Raw genomic sequence first — 18,150 nt, 5'->3', positions numbered from 1 at the left:
TACCTATGATGTATCATAGGATTTTTTATAAAAACTCGAATTAACAGGTACGTTTTGTCTTGTTTAGTTTTCAAAGAACTTGTTTACCGCTTCAGAAGCGACTAGAACATCTTATCACATCCAAGTTGTTAGTGTCAACAACTTTTTTGTTGTTATGTTTTTTCGTTTCTTCGTCATCAGCGACGTATATTAATTTACCACCATACAGAATCAAAGTCAATATTATTTTTCATTAAATAATAAACTTTTCTATTACGACTAAAGCCGCTACGCCTGGAATGCCCAATAAACCACTAATTCCACTCGTTACAGGGTTAATGGAGACATGAAGCCCTAAACTCTCACCGAACAAATTCAGGCAAAATAAAAAAAGAGCGCCTGCCACAAACTTAACTCCGATAAGTCCTAACCATTTGAATGGATTCGCTTGAACACCTGACATAAACAACAATAATACAGCAAGCAAAATTGAACCAATCACAATAACAGGTTCCATAATCCTCTCATCTCCTCTTCATATGAATAGTACAAGCATATGAGAGGACTATGTAAAATAGACCTGCTACCTCCAGTTGTTTAAACGTATATTCCTCTTTTTCGCTTCTCTCAGATAGAAAAAGTACTTCGCTTGAGCAAGCTTTAATTCGAATAGAATGTCCGGTGAAGGCTCAACGCTATTTGCGACAAGCTTTTTTTGTCTGTTCCATTCTTCCTTTTGCTTAAAAAGCTGTTGAATTAGTTTCTCATCGAATTCTTTTCGAATTGATTTTCTGCGAAGAAAACCCATGTACCGTACTTCTCCTTCCTACATCTCACGTCTGCCTTCTAGAGCCTTAGAAAGTGTGACTTCATCTGCATACTCTAAATCTCCACCTACTGGGAGTCCGTGAGCAATACGAGAGAGTTTAATTCCTGATGGTTTCAACAATCTGGAGATATACATGGCTGTAGCTTCTCCTTCAATGTTTGGGTTGGTTGCAAGAATCACCTCTGTCACTTGATCGTCTTGCAATCTTTTTAATAAATCAGGAATTTTAATATCCTCCGGTCCAATTCCGTCCATTGGCGAAATGGCACCATGAAGCACATGATATAAGCCGTTATATTCTTTCATCTTTTCCATTGCAATCACATCTTTTGGATCTTGTACTACACAGATAACAGATTGATCTCTTCTTGTATCTTCACAAATATAGCAGGGATCCTGATCAGTGATATGGCCGCAAACCGAACAATAAGTTAAATTACGCTTTGCATTTACAAGCGCCTTCGCAAAGTCTAGTACGACATCTTCCTGCATACTAAGAACAAAAAAAGCCAGACGGACCGCAGTTTTCGGTCCGATTCCTGGCAATTTCATAAAGCTATCAATCAGCTTTGATATTGGTTCAGGATATTGCATCTTTAGTTATTCCCCCTAGAATAAACCTGGCATGTTCATTCCTTTTGTGAATTGACCCATTGTTTCATTTGTTAGCTCATCGACTTTTTTCAATGCATCATTTGTCGCTGCAAGTACAAGGTCTTGAAGCATATCGATGTCTTCAGGATCGACAACTTCTTCATTAATTGCTACATCAACGACTTCTTTTTGTCCATTTACTTTGACAGTGACCATACCGCCACCTGCTGTACCTTCAAGAACCTTTTCCGCAAGCTCTTCTTGAGCCTTAGCCATATCCTTTTGCATTTTTTGCATTTGTTTCATCATTTTTTGCATATTTCCCATTCCACCGCGCATATGAACACCACTCTCTTTCTTTTAGTTAATCTTTAATTTCAATCAAATCAGTTCCTACTAACTTCTTTGCTTCCGCAATCAATGGATCCTCTTCAGCAGAAGTTGCCTGACCATCTGCCTGTTCATCCGGCTGATGATCCTTTAAAAATTCTTCTCTTATTTTACCCCATTGAGCGTCAGGAACGCCAACTAATTCCACTCTTTTTCCTAGCATAGACTCTAGCAGGTGCTCGAGGTTGGTTCGAACACCACTTTTATCTTCAGCCACCATCTTACAATGTATTTCGAACTTGAATTTTAAAACAAAGGCGTGAGATGCAGCTGCAACTGGTTCACTATCCGTTAATAGCGCAGCGTGAGACACCTTATTTTGCTGTTTCAACTGGGCAAGGAGCTCTCCCCATTTGCCTTTTAATTTTTCTAACTCCGGCCGCTTCGCTTCTTTTAGAATCTCGTGAATTCGGCCAACAGGTGCACGATAGCCATTTTTGTTGCTTGTTTGTGGTCGAGGTGCTTCCTTTTTTTCTTGAGGACTATGAGACTGAGACATCGGTACACCCTCAGCTCTCAGCCTAGATAGCTCCTGTTCAAGCCTGTCTATTTTATGCGTTAAAGCTGTTAAATCAGAGTGAGCATGAGATTGTGTCATTCCGGCCGTTGACTGACAAAGCTTAACAACAGCTACTTCAAAGAAAATCCTTGGATGATTCGTCCATTTCATTTCTTGGTGGCTTTTATTAAGCACTTCAATCGTCTCATACAGAAACTGAGGCGTCACACGATCAGAGAGCGCCACGAACTTTTCATCGACTTTTACCTTTTCAAGTACTCCTTCAAGATCTGGTGCCGTTTTATAAAGCAACATATCTCTAAAGTAAAAGATCATGTCCTCTATTAATTTAGCCGCATCTTTCCCCTGCTGGAGCAATTCATTTAATGTATCTAACGCTACAGCAATATTTTGATCAAAAATAGCTTCGGCAAGCTGACTAATGAAATGCTGAGATACAGCACCTGTAATGAGCAGCGCATCATCAATTGTCAGTTGTTCACCACTAAATGAGATCGCTTGATCCAACAGGCTTAGTGCATCACGCATACCGCCATCTGCTGCACTAGCAATAATCTCGAGCGAGCCCTCTTGTACATTTAGACTTTCTGCATCTACAATTTTCTCCATTCTTCCAACAATATCTTTTGTCGTGATCCGTTTAAAATCAAATCGCTGACACCGGGATATGATGGTAAGAGGAATCTTATGAGGCTCTGTGGTAGCCAAAATAAAGATACAATGAGCAGGCGGTTCCTCTAGCGTTTTAAGGAGTGCATTAAATGCCCCGATAGAGAGCATATGTACTTCATCTATAATATAAACCTTATATGTAACCGCCGAAGGAGCAAATTTAACTTTATCACGTATATCTCGGATTTCATCTACCCCGTTATTCGAGGCAGCATCTATTTCAATCACGTCTGAAATAGAACCGTTTGTAATCCCTTTACAGGCATCACATTCATTACACGGTTCACTAACAGGTGACTTTTCACAGTTCACTGCCTTTGCAAAGATCTTAGCAGCACTTGTTTTACCTGTTCCTCTAGGACCTGAAAATAAGTAAGCATGAGAAAACTTTTTCTGCAAAAGGGCATTTTGCAACGTTTTTGTGATGTGTTCTTGTCCAACAACATCCTCAAAAACTTGAGGCCTGAACACTCGGTATAAAGCTTGATAACTCACAAATACGCCCTCCTCCATTTATCATCATCTTCATTATACATGATGCAACGATCAATTCAAAAGTACACCTTTATTTTCTAATAAGCGAAAATGGCGTTTTCATATGAAGATTTTTTACTTTTCATGAATCAAAAACAAATTTTCTAGCTTTGCAAAATGACCTGCCAGCCCAAACAGAACAACAGTTCCTGTTATAAGTCATTTTAAAAGCAAATCACCTCAAAAAGGCTTTTTAATCATTTGTATCAACCTAGCAACTGAGCTATTCTTTGAACAACAACAAAAAACTCACCTAGATAAACTAGATGAGTTACATTTAATATTGATTTACCGTGCACCTTCTGTCGATTCGCTACCCCAAGCGTTACTTAAACAGTTAGCTCGGCCCAGGCAACCCTGCGGCACATGAGAGGTTTCACTTAATGCTGCTTCCTTCCGGACCTGACATGGTTCATGAATTCCCATTGCGCAGGACCCAGACGTCAACACCACTTATTTAAGGCAGACCTTGAAGTAAACGAACCTTGAGAAGGGATTCGGCCTCGCTAGAGCGGATTGCGAGTACAGGGCACCGCTACCTCCCCGCTTAGCACGGCAAAATGAATATTAAATTGTTAGTGACGCAGAAATAAGTATACCTTCTTACAGTTGAAATTGCAAACGACATCCATTCATTTACTTTTCGCTTGTTTCTTCCGCTGACGGAGATCTCGGAAGAACTGACTTAACAGCTCACCGCACTCATTTTCAAGTACACCACCAATGACTTCTGACTGATGATTGAACCGTTCATCATCCAGTAAATTCATTAAAGTACCTGCACATCCACCTTTAGGGTCATATGCACCAAATACGACCTTTTTCACTCTGGAAAGCACAATAGCACCCGCACACATTGGGCATGGTTCAAGCGTAACATAAAGTACAGCTTCTTCTAAACGCCAGCTTCCAGTCACTTTACACGCTTCATCAATGGCAAGTAATTCTGCATGTGCAATTGAACGCTGCTCACTTTCCCTTAAATTATAAGTGCGGCTCACAATTTGGTCATCTACAACGATGACAGCACCGATCGGCACTTCTCCTATTTGTTCTGCTTTTAAGGCTTCAAAAATGGCTTCTTGCATAAACTGTTCATCTTTCGTCATAGCACAGCTCTCTTTTCATGTTTTTTAAATGGATATTGAGGTTAACATATTACCACAATCTTTTGAAGGGGGTCTTATTTTGCCAAATCACCAAAAGGCACTGCTTATTATCGACATGATCAATAATTTTGATTTTGAAATGGGACATGTGCTCGCTGAAAAAACAGAGCAAATGACCAATAAAATTTTAGCCCTTAAACAACACGCTTTCAAGGAAAATTGGCCAATCATCTACATCAACGACCACTACGGACTCTGGAAGGCTGACATTCAAGCTGTCATACAAACATGTAAAAACGAAAGAAGCGCCCCTATTTTAGAGCAAATGGCACCATCTAACGATGATTATTTCTTAATTAAACCTAAGCATTCTGCCTTCTATGGAACAGCACTAGAGACACTTCTAAATGAACTAGGTGTTCATGATCTTATTTTAACTGGAATTGCAGGAAACATCTGTGTTCTTTTCACTGCAAATGACGCATACATGCGAGAATACAATCTGATTGTACCTAAAGATTGTATTGCTTCAAACAATGATAGAGATAACGAGTACGCTTTAACGATGATGGAGAACGTTCTTCTTGCTAAAATCACAACTGCTAAAGAGATCACGAATGAAAATCAAACATGATTTATCCATAACCCTCATAAATTGTTAGCAATAACAAAGGGGGCGTTGACTATTCAAATTTATGTTGTCAAAAGAGGAGATACTTTAAGTGAGATTGCCATGCGTTTTAAAACAACAGTCAATGAAATCATCCGCACCAACGACATCGAAACACCAAATCAACTCGTCATCGGACAAACAATTGTCATTCCAATTAGAGGTCAATTTTATGAAGTCAAACAAAATGACACACTTTATCAAATTGGGAGGCAATTTCAAATTTCAGTGGAAGAATTGGCACGTGTGAATAGGATTCGGCCTGAAGCAATACTTCCTATTCGATTCTTGCTCTATATTCCACAAAGACCGAAAAGAAACATAAATTCCAATGCTTATATTGAACCACGTGGAAATCAAGTCAGTGAAAACTTAAAGCAAGCAGCTAGAGAAGCCTCTCCATACTTAACCCATTTAGGCGCCTTTAGTTTTCAAGCACAAAGAGACGGGACACTGCGAGAACCACCGTTAGACCAACTACCTCAGATTGCCGCTCAAAGCAGAACCATATTATCCATGGTGGTCACAAACCTAGAGAATGAAAAATTCAGTGATGAACTTGGACGAATCCTTTTAACAAACCAATCTGTCAAAACCACATTTTTAAATGAAATCGTTCGCGTTGCTCAAAAGTATCAATTAAAAGAAATCCATTTTGATTTTGAATATTTACGCCCTGCTGATAAAGATGCTTATATTCAATTCTTAAGAGAGGCAACAACCCGTTTCCACCAAGAAGGATGGACAATTTCCGTTGCGCTTGCTCCTAAAACAAGTAGTGAACAAAAAGGAAAATGGTATGAAGCTCATGACTATGAAGCCATCGGTAAGATCGTTGATCATGTTGTGTTGATGACCTACGAATGGGGATACAGCGGAGGTCCTGCACAAGCCGTCTCTCCAATTGGTCCTGTCCGCCAAGTCATTGAATATGCACTGACTGTCATGCCGGCCAACAAAATTGTAATGGGGCAGAATTTATACGGCTATGATTGGACGCTTCCTTACGTACAGGGCGGCCCCATTGCCAAAGCCGTCAGTCCTCAACAAGCGATCGCAATTGCTAGAGAGAATGATGTACCCATTCTCTACGATGAAACAGCACAAGCTCCCTATTTTCGTTATACAGATGCTAATAATAAAGAGCATGAGGTATGGTTCGAAGACGCAAGGTCGATTCAAGCCAAATTTAATCTCATCAAAGAGTTAAACTTGAACGGAATTGCTTACTGGAAACTAGGTCTATCCTTCCCACAAAATTGGCTCTTATTATCAGATCAATTTAATATTGAAAAAAGAACGACATCGTAATCCATTCGCTCTATCTCTTAGAAGGGGTATGGTACAATATACATTGGTTTGACAACTTTATAGATAGAGGAGAACGCCTATGTATCCTGCCCCTTTTATTGCAGTGGAAGGCCCAATTGGAGCCGGAAAAACAACTTTGGCTACAATGCTTGCGAAGGAATTTCAATTTCCTTTAGTAAAAGAGATTGTAGAAGAAAATCCATTCTTAGATAAATTTTATGAAGATATGGAACAATGGAGCTTTCAGCTTGAGATGTTCTTTTTATGCAATCGGTTCAAACAGTTAGAATCAATTGAAGAAAACTATGTGAAAAAACAACAACCGATTGTTACAGATTATCATGTCTATAAAAATATGATATTTGCAGAAAGAACATTATCAAAAAAGCACATGGATAAATACAGAAAGATCTATCATTTGCTAACAGATGATCTTCCTAAACCCAATGCCATGATCTATATAAAAGCCAGCCTTCCCACCTTACTTAATAGAATACAGATGAGAGGACGCTCTTTTGAAGCAGACATCGACCCAGCTTATTTAAAAACCTTAATTGAAGATTATGAGCTGGCCATTGAACATTTAAAACAGACTGACCCAGGGCTTCCTATCATTACAATTGAAGGAGATCATACAGACTTCGTTTCCTCACAGCAAGATTACCAGCAAATTGTACAGAACATAAAGGAGCAAGTGCTATGAACAATATCGAAATACCAAAGGACGCAGTCATAACAATCGCCGGGACTGTCGGCGTGGGAAAATCAACCATGACGAAAATAATAGCGGACAAGCTAGGATTTCAAACCTCTCTTGAAAAAGTAGATGACAACCCATACTTAGAGCCTTTCTATTCAGATTTTCAAAGATGGAGCTTTCATTTACAGGTCTATTTCCTGGCTGAGCGTTTTAAGGAGCAAAAGCGAATTTTTGAATCTGGTGGAGGATATGTGCAAGATCGTTCGATCTATGAGGACACTGGCATTTTCGCTAAAATGCATGCGGACAAAGGCACGATGTCCGAGGTAGATTATGAAACGTATACGAGTCTATTTGAGGCGATGGTGATGACACCTTACTTCCCTCACCCTGACGTCCTTATTTATTTACATGGGGATTTAGATCATATTTTACATCGTATTGAAGAGCGCGGAAGAGAGATGGAAACTCAAACAGATCGAGCATATTGGGAAGAAATGTACGCTCGATATACTGAATGGATCGAACAATTTGATTTATGCCCAGTAATTAAAATTAATATTGAAGATTATGACTTACTTCATGATGAAAGCTCACTTGATCCCATTCTTCACGAAATTGCTTCTGTTATTCACAAAAATCGTTCTAAAACAAAATAAAAATAACCGCTGCATTTCGAATGCAGCGGTTTGACAATTTCCAATTTTTATGCTTGCGTTTCAATTCAACTAAGGTAAAATCAATATGGCGGAGGAAGAGGGATTCGAACCCCCGCGGGCTTTGACACCCCTGTCGGTTTTCAAGACCGATCCCTTCAGCCGGACTTGGGTATTCCTCCGTATCGACAAGAATTAATATATCATATCATTTCATTTGAAGTCAACATCTTTTCACAAAAAAATTTAAACATGTGTTTTGTTATGATGATCTACCTATAAAAAGCAGCCAAAATGACGGCTGCTCTTGATTCTATTTCGTATCCTGTCTAATTTCCTCAATAAACTGATTCATCTCTTCTTTAAACTCATTTAATGATTCGATAATCTTTGTAAAGTCTGTCACTTGTTTGGCTTGTTCGTTTGTTGAGCTGCTAATTTGTGAGATGTTTTCAGACAAAGTGCCAATGCTGTCTTGGATTTCTTTTAAGAATGTATTAATGGTTTCAGCCGCTTCCTTCGAACCATCTGACAATTTACGTACCTCATCAGCAACGACAGCAAACCCTTTTCCATTTTCACCTGCTCTTGCCGCTTCAATTGCAGCATTTAGACCAAGCAGGTTTGTTTGTCTAGCGATCCCGCCTATGGTTTTGACGACTTCTTCAATGTTCGCTGACTTCTCTTCCGCTCTTCCTGCCTGGTCGCTTATTTCTAGGCTTGTAGCCGCCAGCTCTTGTGAATGCGCAGCAATTTGCTCAATTCCACCTTGTAGTTCTTTCGCTACTTTATTAATATGCTCCATATAACCGCTTAATTTCTTTTCGCGATGATGTGAAAAGGCCACTAAAAAGGAGCCAATCACTTTTCTATCTTCATCAAAAATTGGGTAACCTTTTACAGCAACTTCATAGCCGTATAAAGACTCTGGTAAATGACCGTCATATTCTTGTCCTCTTAATGTCGTCGCCACGTTTTGGTCTTCTGGGTTCAATGCGTCCCCTACTTTAATGCCAAAATCTATTGTGTTAGACGGGTAATAACAAAGCACCTTCTCTGTATCAGTGATGCCGAAAAGGATACTTTCATCTAGAACTTTTCTAAGTAATTGAGCCATTTCAACATAATAGTCAAGCCTATTCAAGGTTATTCCTTCTTTCCTAGAAGCTTTTAGTTTTTTTATCGGCTTATTTTAGAAAAGCTGTAGAACTTTAGGTAAAAAGAATAAGATGCCATAACGGCATCTTATTTCATCACTTCTTTATTTCCCATATAAGGACGCAGCACTTCAGGAATGATCACTGTACCGTCCTCTTGTTGGTAGTTTTCTAAAATGGCTGCCACAGTTCTTCCTACCGCTAAACCAGATCCATTTAATGTGTGAACATGCTCCGGCTTTGCTTTAGGCTCCGGGCGGAAACGAATGTTTGCTCGTCTTGCCTGAAACGCTTCGAAGTTACTGCAAGAAGAAATTTCACGATACGTATTTTGGCTCGGAATCCATACTTCGATATCGTATTTCTTCGCAGCTGTGAAACCTAAATCTCCCGTACACATGCTCATGACACGATATGGCAGGTTTAATAGCTGAAGAACTTTTTCTGCTTGATTCGTTAGTTTCTCTAATTCTTCATAAGAATCTTCTGGTCTAACAAATTTCACGAGCTCTACCTTGTTGAATTGATGCTGACGGATGAGCCCGCGTGTATCTCTGCCGGCAGATCCAGCTTCTGATCTAAAGCAAGCACTGAATGCTGCATAATTGATTGGCAGCTGCTCTCCCTCAAGAATTTCGTCACGGTGCATGTTGGTGATTGGCACTTCAGCCGTTGGAATGAGGAAATAATCTTCTTCTCGAATTTTAAAAGCATCCTCTTCAAACTTTGGAAGCTGGCCAGTTCCTGTCATGCTTGCTCTGTTGACCATGTAAGGCGGAAGCACTTCAGTAAAACCAAACTCATCCACATGTAAATCGAGCATGAAGTTATAAAGTGCGCGCTCTAAGCGTGCGCCAAGCCCTTTATAAAAAACGAAACGGCTTCCTGTCACTTTTCCTGCACGTTCAAAATCTAGAATATCTAACACATCCGCTACGTCCCAATGCGGTTTTGGCTCAAATGAGAATGCTGGCTGTTCACCCCATTTTCTCACTTCAATGTTGTCATCTTCTGTTTCACCAACTGGTACAGAGTCATGAGGGATATTCGGAATTGAGAACAGAATGTGTTGCAGGCTTTCTTCTACTGTTCTTAACTCATCATCCAGCTTCTTAATCTCATCTCCGACCTCACGCATTTCTTGAATAATGTGATCGGCGTCTTTCTTTTCTCTTTTTAGAACGGCCACTTGCTGCGATACTTCATTTCTTCGGCTCTTTAATTCTTCTGTTTTACCGATTAATTCTCTTCTTTTTTGATCTAGTTCACCAAACTTATCAAAATCAGCTAAATCTTCGCCTCGGTGTGCTAACTTTTCTTTGATTTGATCAAAGTCCGTGCGCAGTTGTTTAATATCCAGCATGTGTTACACTCCTTTTTTTATCGAAAAATAAAAAGAGCCCTCATCCCATGAAAGGGACGAGAGCTCTCGCGTTGCCACCCTGATTGAAAACATGCAAAATCATGCTTTCCTCTTTCCTCTGTAACGGTATCACCGTAAATGCTTACTTCTCGTGTTTCAGCATTTCGCTCAAGGATGGATTCAGAATGCATCTTTCACCGATTCTCACCAACCATCGGCTCTCTGAGAAAGAGGGGCTTCTTACTATTTCCCGTCAACGCTTTTTCGATCTTTGATTGTGATTTTAATGTACTATAAGTTTTATCTCTTTTCAACCGTTTTATACAGCGAGCTTCGTTTTGTAGGACTTCACCATCTCAACAAACAGCTGCGTTAACCGGTGGTCGTCTGTCAACTCTGGATGAAAAGAACAACCTAAGATATTGTTTTCTTTCGCCATCACAATCCTGCCATCATATTCAGCTAAGACCTCTACGCTATCATCTGAGCTGACGATATGAGGCGCACGGATGAACACCCCTGTAAACGGCGCATCCAGTCCTTTCACTTCTACACCTGCTTCAAAGCTGTCTACCTGTCTGCCAAATGAATTACGTGCAACAGATACATTTAACAGTCCAAGATGAGCATCTTCTCGATCTTCTATATGCTTTGCCAGCATAATCAAACCGGCACATGTCCCGAAAATTGGTTTCCCTTGAGCAGCGAACGCTTTGATCGGGTCAATAAATCGGTACGTATCCATAAGTCTTCTCATCGTCGTACTTTCTCCACCAGGGATAATCAGACCGTCAACGGCTTCTAGCTCTTCTACTCGTTTGATGATCTTTCCTTCTGCGCCGCAAGTTTCAATTGATTGAATATGCTCTCTCACCGCACCTTGAAGCCCTAGTACACCAATTGTTAGCATGTTCGTTTGCGCTCCCTTAATTACCAGCCACGCTCTTGCATACGCTCTTCTGGCAGTAGATTTGAAATTTCAATTCCTTTCATGGCTGTTCCCAATTCTTTAGAAAGTTCTGCAATGAGACGGTAATCGGTGAAATGAGTCGTTGCTTCTACAATGGCTTTTGCAAATTTAGCAGGATGTTCTGATTTAAAAATACCAGATCCGACAAATACGCCGTCTGCTCCAAGCTGCATCATTAACGCAGCATCTGCTGGTGTCGCAACGCCTCCAGCTGCAAAGTTAACAACAGGCAGCTTGCCTTCTTTTTTGATCTGAAGCAATAATTCATAAGGTGCTCCTAGATTCTTTGCTTCTGTCATCAGTTCATCTTCACTCATCGCCGCTACTTTTCGAATCTGAGCATTGACCTTTCTCATATGGCGGACTGCTTCTACAATGTTGCCTGTCCCAGGTTCTCCTTTCGTCCGCAGCATGGATGCACCTTCTGCAATACGGCGGGTTGCCTCACCTAGGTCACGACATCCACATACAAAAGGTACGGTGTATTCATTTTTATTTAAATGGAATTCCTCATCAGCGGGCGTTAGCACTTCACTCTCATCGATATAATCAACACCAAGCGCTTCAAGAACACGAGCCTCCACGATGTGGCCGATACGTGCTTTTGCCATGACTGGAATCGTTACCGCATTTTGAACTTCTTCCACGATTCTTGGGTCTGCCATTCGGGCAACACCGCCTGCCGCACGGATATCAGCTGGTACTCGTTCTAGTGCCATGACTGCCACCGCACCTGCTTCTTCTGCGATTTTTGCCTGCTCAGCATTGACGACATCCATAATGACGCCACCCTTTTGCATTTCTGCCATTCCACGTTTTACTCGTTCAGTTCCCTTATTGCTCACAATTGTTTCCTCCCATTTGTCTATTCGATTGATTCAACATCTCTATCATACAAGCGAGACAGTATAACAATAAAGAGAATAGTATAACAATTCAACCAGCTGATAAAAAAGGATAAACCCTTATATATAAAGGAATGTCGGCTAAAAAGTTGCCCTTTTCTCTTTTAAGCGTGATTTATATGCTATAATATAACTATAACAATTTAAAACAGTGTATAACAATTTTGCATACATTGGAGGATTCTCATGCATATTGATATCCATCGACATTCAGATACATCTCTTTCAAATCAGATTTACTTTTCAATCGTTGATCACATTCAATCGGGTCTGCTTCAGCAGGGGGAGAAGCTGCCGACTGTACGTGATTTAGCTAAGCAGCTCAATGTGAGTCTTGTCACAGCAGCAAAGGCATACACACGGCTTAAGGATGACGGATATTTAACAACTGTGCAAGGTAAAGGAACTTTTGTGGATGAGCAGCATGAGCAAACTGACATCCCGGTTCAATCATCTACCTCTTTCGATTGGCAGTTGTCCATTCCAGATTACTTACCGAGGTCTCAATTCGCTCAGTATCATTATGTAGAAGAAGCCATTAACCTTTCTTCTTCTATGATCGATCCAGGACTTTTACCTAACCGGTATTTAGAAAAAGAAATGCAGCATGTACTAGCCAGGCATCCTCAAATTATGTCGAAGTACGGAGAAATACAAGGTGATCTTCAGCTTCGTCAGGTCATTCAGTCTTTTTTAGAAAAATTAGATGTGCCTTCTACTCCTGAAAATATCCTAGTGACAAGTGGTTCTCAGCAAGGGCTTGATCTGGTGTCACGTACGTTTATCGGGCCGGATGATGTGGTCGTCATGGAGGCACCCACCTATCCAGGCGCGATTGATGTCTTTATGGGCAGAGGGGCAAGAATCATTACGGTTCCAGTCGATCATGAAGGGATGAACATGAAGCAGCTTCAAAGCATTTGCGATAAATATAAACCAAAGCTCATCTATACGATCCCTACTTTTCACAGTCCGACAGGCGCCAGTATGTCGATGAAGCGCAGAAAACAGCTTCTCTCACTGGCACAAAGCATTGATTGTCTCATTGTAGAAGATGATCCTTATCGTGAGCTTTATTTTGAAAAGAAGCCGCCAGCACCAATCAAAAGTTTGGATCACGATGGACACGTCATTTATTTACGAGGATTAAGTAAAACACTGGCTCCAGGTTGCAGAATTGGGATTATTACAGCGTCAGGCTCTATATTTAACCGTTTATTAGCGGCTAAGGCCAATAATGATTTAGGCAGCCCTCTTCTCACACAAAAGGCCATATTACCGTTTCTGACATCGAAGAAAATGATTGATCATACGAAAAAGTTAAGAACTGCCTTGAAAGTAAGACGCGATTTAATGATGGATGTTTTGACAAAGCATGCACCGAAGGACGTCACGTGGCAAATACCACAGGGCGGGCTCAATTTATGGCTCAGCTTTCCTTCCTGGGTCGATACACGTGCACTCTTACATGAGGCGCGTAAGCAGCAAATCACCTTTCTGCCAGGCTCTGTCTGCTATCCTGGGGAGCCAAAGCAGAATTATATCCGCCTCAGTTTTTCTTATGTGAATGAAAAGGCACTGACCGAAGGCATGGAAAAGTTATGTGGTATTTTTCAGCAGGCTTTGTCCACACCTCAAAATCATAAACAATCACTTTTCTTTTAACGATAAAAAAACTGCTCTCTATGCATGAGAGCAGTTTTTTATTAGAACCAACCTTTTACTGTATCAACGATTCCGCCCCAAATGCCAGCGAAGAATCCACCTACACCGCGCATTGCAAGGATGAACCAGTTTGCTTTTTCATCGCCTGTTTTCGTCACAAGCTCAACACCTGATTGGTCTTTATTCAAATAGCCGTAGTCCTTCTCATCACCAGAATAAGAAGTCGTCAGCATGCCAACCTTCGTTCCTTTTTTAATAGGAGCTTCTAGGTTCTTTTTCTTGATATTTACTTTTGCTTTATAGCTCTTCTCATCGCCATTTTTTACTGGCACAGAGAAAGCTTCTTTTGTTACGACAGGTACTTCTTTATCTTTCCCTTTATCGACTTCGATGTTTTCATGTCCCTTGATCTGTTGACCTTTTTTGTACATTTCTTTCATCGTAAAGTTTTTAAAAGCATAGTCAAACAGTTTTTTCGCCACGTCGAAACGTGCTGTATGAATATTTCCTTTTGCATTTAGGATGACTGCGATCACACGCATGTCACCACGTTTTGCTGTACCAGTGAAGCTAGAACCAGCTGAGTCAGTAGAGCCCGTTTTTAGACCGTCTACTCCTTCATATTCTTTCACAAGCCCTTTAAGCATGAAGTTCCAGTTTGGCATGTCCATTTCATCGTCTGTGCCTTCTCTGAACTTTGTTTTCGCGATACTTGCTGTTTCAAGAATTTCTGGATGGTCTTTGATGAGATGCTGTGCAAGCAATGCCATATCCTTCGCAGATACTTCACTTTCTTCATCAGGACCCGTACCCTTTGGCTGTTTGCCATGTAAGTCTTTATTTTCTAGTCCAGTTGCATTGACGAATTTGTAGTTTGTTAAACCTAGTTCTTTCGCTTTTGCGTTCATTTTTTCAACGAACTTCGATTCTGATCCAGCGATCACCTCTGCTAGGCCAATCGCTGCTGCATTTGCTGAATAAATAGCCGTTGCTTGATAAAGTTCTTTGACTGTATACGAGCCATCTTTTCTCAAAGGAACGTTGGATAAACTGCGGTCCTGAGAAATTTCGTATACATAATCATCTGGCGTATACGTTTGATCCCATTTCACTTTGCCTTCAGAAATAGCCTCTAGCAATAGATACTCTGTCATCATCTTTGCCATACTTGCAATAGGCAGTCTTTGTTCTGCGTTTTTACTATAAAGAATTTTACCTGTAGAAGCTTCAATAAGGATGGCTGCTTTCGCATTTACATTAAATGGATCTTCAGCCGCTTTTGCTTTGGACATTGGTGTAAAAGCTGTAACAATCAATGCCAGTGCAAGGATAGAGACCATAAGCTGTTTCAACATCTTGCTGTTCAATCGTCATACCTCCGTATTCATCTTTTTTCGACGTTTTTCATATATATTTAATCCACAAGGGCTTATTTCAACACAACAGTATAAATTTTATCACAATAAAGACAAAAAAAATAGACAGAGTCATAGACCCTGTCAAATGTAATTTGATTGTCACAATTTATCAAGAAATTGTGTAGTTTGGTGATTCTTTTGTAATTTGTACATCATGTGGGTGACTCTCACGAAGACCTGCACCAGTCATGCGAATGAACTGAGCTTCTTCTCTAAGTGTGCGTAAGTCTTGTGTTCCACAATAGCCCATACCAGAACGAATGCCGCCAACTAGTTGGTACACTGTATCAACGACAGGTCCTTTGTATGGTGTACGGCCTTCGATACCTTCTGGAACGAATTTTTTATTATCTTCTTGGAAGTAACGGTCTTTACTTCCTTTTTCCATTGCAGCAACAGAACCCATACCGCGATAAACTTTGAAGCGTCTACCTTGGAAAATTTCTGTTTCTCCTGGGCTTTCAGATGTACCAGCTAGAAGGCTTCCGAGCATAACGGCATGTCCACCAGATGCTAGTGCTTTCACGATATCACCTGAATATTTAATTCCACCATCTGCAATAATAGATTTACCATGTTTTCTTGCTTCTGTTGCACAGTCATAAATCGCTGTGATTTGTGGTACACCAACACCTGCAACAACACGTGTTGTACAAATTGATCCTGGTCCGATACCGACTTTCACAATATCTGCTCCTGCTTCAAACAATGCTTTCGTTGCTTCAGCTGTTGCAACATTACCAGCAATGATGTTAAGAGAAGGATACGTTTCACGGATTTTTGATACAGTATTTAGAACACCTTGAGAATGCCCGTGTGCTGTATCAATGACAACGACATCAACATTGGCTTCTACTAATTTTTTCACACGAGTCATTGTATCGCCAGTGACACCAACAGCGGCACCAACAATTAAACGGCCATGTGCATCTTTAGAGGAGTTAGGGAATTCAATCACTTTTTCGATATCTTTAATTGTGATGAGACCTTTTAACGTTCCTTCGTCATCTAAAAGAGGTAATTTTTCAATTTTGTATTGCTGTAGGATTTTTTCAGCTTCTTCTAATGTTGTTCCAACAGAAGCTGTAACAAGTTCCTCTTTTGTCATCACATCGCTAATCTTCATTGAATAATCCGAAATAAAGCGAAGGTCACGGTTCGTAATAATACCAACAAGCTTTTGATCTTGTTCGTTGTTTACAATCGGCACACCAGAAATACGATATTTACCCATTAAATGCTCTGCATCGAATACTTGATGCTCTGGTGTTAAAAAGAATGGATTTGTAATAACGCCACGCTCTGAGCGTTTTACTTTATCGACTTGTTCTGCTTGCTGTTCAATGGACATGTTCTTATGAATGATACCAAGACCGCCTTGACGTGCCATTGCAATCGCCATTTGTGATTCTGTCACAGTGTCCATTCCTGCACTAATAATTGGAATGTTTAGCTTTAATGTGCTTGTTAACTCAACTGATAAATCGACATCACGCGGAAGTACCTCAGACTTTGCTGGAACAAGCAAAACATCGTCAAACGTCAAACCTTCTTTTGAAAATTTACTTTCCCACATTAGTAAATCCCCCTCTTTTCGGCAAAATATTATATGTAGATTATCAACTAGGAAACAGCATGTCAAGGAAGCAACAAACAGTTGCAATTTTTAGAAAATATAGAGAGAGTTGAGGAAGAAGATGAAAAGTTCAGGATGGAAGGATTTAAAACGTTTTTACTCACTCGAAACTTCCCAGAAGTTTCTATTTCAACAATATGAGAAACGGAACATTCAGGATGCGAACGGGCAAGCCTATAAAAACTGTGAGCGATTTATTTATTTTTTAAAACACGGTCATACATTTTATGAACAGGCCGCCATAGCTCCACTAGAACTTAAGCCAATTTTATTATTTTATGGAATGGCGCAGTTGCTAAAGGCATGTTTGCTTACTGTTGATCCTCATTATCCTTCTCAAACCTCTGTCTTAGCTCATGGCGTAACGTCAAGAAAAAGAAAGAAACAGCATTACCGTTTTAGTGAAGATGAAGTGAAAATCCAACGAAATGGACTATGCATGCATGTGTTAAAGCACCTATTTCATTTGAACGGTCTTGAAGATGAACGATTTACGATGATCAATCTTCTTTCGAAAATACCTGAAATGAGCCATGTTCTTGAGTTTCAAAAGCTGCCCTCGACATTAGTCAAAGTCGAACATGCTAATGGAATGTTGATTCAAGATCATATTCCATTGCTTTATAACATGTCAGCTGAACGATTTATTGAGTACTTTGAGTTCCATACAAGTTGGAAGCTCAAACAGAGAGAAGCCAAAAAGCTGACGTTTAATGTATTTCTTGAAGAAAATCCTGCTTTCGCTACTCATCTTCATTATGATTTAGAATTGGATCAATGGTTTATTCCGTCAACACGAGATGCATTTCTAGGGATCCCTGAGATCATCTGCCATTACTTGTTAATGTATAACCTTAGTATGATTGCCCGCTATGAGACAGAATGGTGGTACGAGCTGCTGTCTCAATACATTAGTGATGATTACGTCATGATTGAACGCTACATGGAGATTGCAGAAGAAAAGTTTCCAGCTTATATCATGATGCTGTTAGAAGAAAAAACAAAAAAGACCAGTTCCGTCTGGAACTGATCCTTAGAAAAGCTTGGCGGCGTCCTACTCTCACAGGGGGAA

17 protein-coding genes, 1 tRNA gene, 1 other RNA gene, 1 pseudogene and 1 other annotated feature are annotated in these 18,150 nt (G+C 40.3%); of the genes and pseudogenes, 6 read left to right on the top strand and 14 right to left on the bottom strand.

The window, feature by feature from the left end:
- Nucleotides 1-232 precede the first annotated feature (232 nt).
- From R0K30_RS20245 to tadA, 7 genes are all read right to left on the bottom strand, one after another.
- A complete protein-coding gene (locus R0K30_RS20245) occupies nt 233-496 on the bottom strand; it encodes a pro-sigmaK processing inhibitor BofA family protein (protein WP_008342006.1) in 264 nt (87 codons plus the stop codon).
- A gap of 66 nt (nt 497-562) precedes the next feature.
- The gene (locus R0K30_RS20240; protein ID WP_008360288.1) at nt 563-787 is read right to left on the bottom strand and encodes a YaaL family protein; all 225 of its coding nucleotides are present in this window, start codon (nt 785-787) and stop codon (nt 563-565) included.
- 18 nt (nt 788-805) lie between these two features.
- Entirely contained in the window at nt 806-1,402 is a 597-nt protein-coding gene (gene recR, locus R0K30_RS20235; protein ID WP_003218094.1) for a recombination protein RecR, read from the bottom strand.
- A gap of 15 nt (nt 1,403-1,417) precedes the next feature.
- On the bottom strand, nt 1,418-1,741 hold the full coding sequence (locus tag R0K30_RS20230) for a YbaB/EbfC family nucleoid-associated protein (RefSeq protein ID WP_008342011.1): 324 nt from the start codon (nt 1,739-1,741) through the stop codon (nt 1,418-1,420).
- Between the two features lie 25 nt (nt 1,742-1,766).
- Nucleotides 1,767-3,479 carry a DNA polymerase III subunit gamma/tau gene (dnaX, locus tag R0K30_RS20225; RefSeq protein ID WP_099728783.1) on the bottom strand — a complete coding sequence of 571 codons (1,713 nt, stop codon included), beginning with the start codon at nt 3,477-3,479 and terminating at the stop codon, nt 1,767-1,769.
- A gap of 330 nt (nt 3,480-3,809) precedes the next feature.
- Nucleotides 3,810-4,074: signal recognition particle sRNA large type (gene ffs, locus R0K30_RS20220), an RNA gene on the bottom strand.
- Nucleotides 4,075-4,150: 76 nt separating this feature from the next.
- Nucleotides 4,151-4,627 (bottom strand): tRNA adenosine(34) deaminase TadA, encoded by a 477-nt coding sequence (gene tadA, locus R0K30_RS20215; RefSeq protein ID WP_410612495.1) that lies wholly within the window; start codon nt 4,625-4,627, stop codon nt 4,151-4,153.
- A gap of 79 nt (nt 4,628-4,706) precedes the next feature.
- On the opposite strand from tadA, the gene R0K30_RS20210 reads away from it, so the two are divergent.
- The 4 genes from R0K30_RS20210 (at nt 4,707) to R0K30_RS20195 (ending at nt 7,967) form a co-directional block, all read left to right on the top strand.
- The gene (locus R0K30_RS20210; RefSeq protein ID WP_099728785.1) at nt 4,707-5,261 is read left to right on the top strand and encodes a cysteine hydrolase family protein; all 555 of its coding nucleotides are present in this window, start codon (nt 4,707-4,709) and stop codon (nt 5,259-5,261) included.
- Nucleotides 5,262-5,360: 99 nt separating this feature from the next.
- Nucleotides 5,361-6,608 carry a glycoside hydrolase family 18 protein gene (locus tag R0K30_RS20205; RefSeq protein WP_230031767.1) on the top strand — a complete coding sequence of 416 codons (1,248 nt, stop codon included), beginning with the start codon at nt 5,361-5,363 and terminating at the stop codon, nt 6,606-6,608.
- 79 nt (nt 6,609-6,687) lie between these two features.
- Nucleotides 6,688-7,311, top strand: a complete 624-nt coding sequence (locus R0K30_RS20200; protein ID WP_099728787.1) for a deoxynucleoside kinase — start codon at nt 6,688-6,690, stop codon at nt 7,309-7,311.
- On the top strand, nt 7,308-7,967 hold the full coding sequence (locus R0K30_RS20195; protein ID WP_230031762.1) for a deoxynucleoside kinase: 660 nt from the start codon (nt 7,308-7,310) through the stop codon (nt 7,965-7,967). Before R0K30_RS20200 ends, R0K30_RS20195 begins: the two co-directional genes overlap by 4 nt.
- A gap of 86 nt (nt 7,968-8,053) precedes the next feature.
- On the opposite strand, the gene R0K30_RS20190 is transcribed toward R0K30_RS20195, so the two are convergent.
- From R0K30_RS20190 to pdxS, 5 genes and pseudogenes are all read right to left on the bottom strand, one after another.
- A tRNA-Ser gene (locus R0K30_RS20190) sits at nt 8,054-8,146 on the bottom strand.
- 131 nt (nt 8,147-8,277) lie between these two features.
- A pseudogene (locus R0K30_RS20185) lies at nt 8,278-8,613 on the bottom strand (methyl-accepting chemotaxis protein); the annotation flags it as partial.
- A gap of 596 nt (nt 8,614-9,209) precedes the next feature.
- Nucleotides 9,210-10,484 carry a serine--tRNA ligase gene (gene serS / locus R0K30_RS20180; RefSeq protein WP_230031763.1) on the bottom strand — a complete coding sequence of 425 codons (1,275 nt, stop codon included), beginning with the start codon at nt 10,482-10,484 and terminating at the stop codon, nt 9,210-9,212.
- A gap of 49 nt (nt 10,485-10,533) precedes the next feature.
- Nucleotides 10,534-10,750 (bottom strand) — a binding site (T-box leader).
- Nucleotides 10,751-10,803: 53 nt separating this feature from the next.
- Entirely contained in the window at nt 10,804-11,394 is a 591-nt protein-coding gene (gene pdxT / locus R0K30_RS20175; protein ID WP_230031764.1) for a pyridoxal 5'-phosphate synthase glutaminase subunit PdxT, read from the bottom strand.
- Nucleotides 11,395-11,414: 20 nt separating this feature from the next.
- Nucleotides 11,415-12,299 carry a pyridoxal 5'-phosphate synthase lyase subunit PdxS gene (pdxS, locus tag R0K30_RS20170; RefSeq protein ID WP_099728792.1) on the bottom strand — a complete coding sequence of 295 codons (885 nt, stop codon included), beginning with the start codon at nt 12,297-12,299 and terminating at the stop codon, nt 11,415-11,417.
- A gap of 246 nt (nt 12,300-12,545) precedes the next feature.
- On the opposite strand from pdxS, the gene pdxR reads away from it, so the two are divergent.
- On the top strand, nt 12,546-14,024 hold the full coding sequence (pdxR, locus tag R0K30_RS20165; RefSeq protein ID WP_099728793.1) for a MocR-like pyridoxine biosynthesis transcription factor PdxR: 1,479 nt from the start codon (nt 12,546-12,548) through the stop codon (nt 14,022-14,024).
- Nucleotides 14,025-14,065: 41 nt separating this feature from the next.
- Here the strand turns inward: pdxR and R0K30_RS20160 are convergent, their stop codons facing one another.
- Together R0K30_RS20160 and guaB are read right to left on the bottom strand one after the other, a co-directional pair.
- The gene (locus R0K30_RS20160; protein ID WP_099728794.1) at nt 14,066-15,391 is read right to left on the bottom strand and encodes a D-alanyl-D-alanine carboxypeptidase family protein; all 1,326 of its coding nucleotides are present in this window, start codon (nt 15,389-15,391) and stop codon (nt 14,066-14,068) included.
- A gap of 160 nt (nt 15,392-15,551) precedes the next feature.
- Nucleotides 15,552-17,018, bottom strand: a complete 1,467-nt coding sequence (gene guaB / locus R0K30_RS20155) for an IMP dehydrogenase (RefSeq protein WP_099728795.1) — start codon at nt 17,016-17,018, stop codon at nt 15,552-15,554.
- A gap of 121 nt (nt 17,019-17,139) precedes the next feature.
- Here guaB and R0K30_RS20150 point away from each other — a divergent pair, with 121 nt between their 5' ends.
- Nucleotides 17,140-18,108: a YaaC family protein gene (locus tag R0K30_RS20150; protein ID WP_099728796.1), complete on the top strand. Its 969-nt coding sequence runs from the start codon at nt 17,140-17,142 to the stop codon at nt 18,106-18,108.
- Nucleotides 18,109-18,150 lie beyond the last annotated feature (42 nt).

The sequence above is a fragment of the Bacillus sp. SIMBA_154 genome (assembly GCF_046536015.1).
Classification (GTDB): Bacteria; Bacillota; Bacilli; order Bacillales; family Bacillaceae; genus Bacillus; species Bacillus pumilus_P.
Note: the sequence above shows the minus strand (reverse complement) of the source record. Positions and strands in the feature narration are given on the sequence as shown.

What these genes read in the sequence shown, in the direction of transcription:
- R0K30_RS20245 (WP_008342006.1), bottom strand. Translation starts at nt 496, where the DNA reads ATGGAACCTGTTATTGTGATTGGTTCAATTTTGCTTGCTGTATTATTG.
- R0K30_RS20240 (WP_008360288.1), bottom strand. Translation starts at nt 787, where the DNA reads ATGGGTTTTCTTCGCAGAAAATCAATTCGAAAAGAATTCGATGAGAAA.
- recR (WP_003218094.1), bottom strand. Translation starts at nt 1,402, where the DNA reads ATGCAATATCCTGAACCAATATCAAAGCTGATTGATAGCTTTATGAAA.
- R0K30_RS20230 (WP_008342011.1), bottom strand. Translation starts at nt 1,741, where the DNA reads ATGCGCGGTGGAATGGGAAATATGCAAAAAATGATGAAACAAATGCAA.
- tadA (WP_410612495.1), bottom strand. Translation starts at nt 4,627, where the DNA reads ATGACGAAAGATGAACAGTTTATGCAAGAAGCCATTTTTGAAGCCTTA.
- R0K30_RS20205 (WP_230031767.1), top strand. Translation starts at nt 5,361, where the DNA reads ATGCGTTTTAAAACAACAGTCAATGAAATCATCCGCACCAACGACATC.
- R0K30_RS20200 (WP_099728787.1), top strand. Translation starts at nt 6,688, where the DNA reads ATGTATCCTGCCCCTTTTATTGCAGTGGAAGGCCCAATTGGAGCCGGA.
- R0K30_RS20195 (WP_230031762.1), top strand. Translation starts at nt 7,308, where the DNA reads ATGAACAATATCGAAATACCAAAGGACGCAGTCATAACAATCGCCGGG.
- serS (WP_230031763.1), bottom strand. Translation starts at nt 10,484, where the DNA reads ATGCTGGATATTAAACAACTGCGCACGGACTTTGATCAAATCAAAGAA.
- pdxT (WP_230031764.1), bottom strand. Translation starts at nt 11,394, where the DNA reads ATGCTAACAATTGGTGTACTAGGGCTTCAAGGTGCGGTGAGAGAGCAT.
- pdxR (WP_099728793.1), top strand. Translation starts at nt 12,546, where the DNA reads ATGCATATTGATATCCATCGACATTCAGATACATCTCTTTCAAATCAG.
- guaB (WP_099728795.1), bottom strand. Translation starts at nt 17,018, where the DNA reads ATGTGGGAAAGTAAATTTTCAAAAGAAGGTTTGACGTTTGACGATGTT.
- R0K30_RS20150 (WP_099728796.1), top strand. Translation starts at nt 17,140, where the DNA reads ATGAAAAGTTCAGGATGGAAGGATTTAAAACGTTTTTACTCACTCGAA.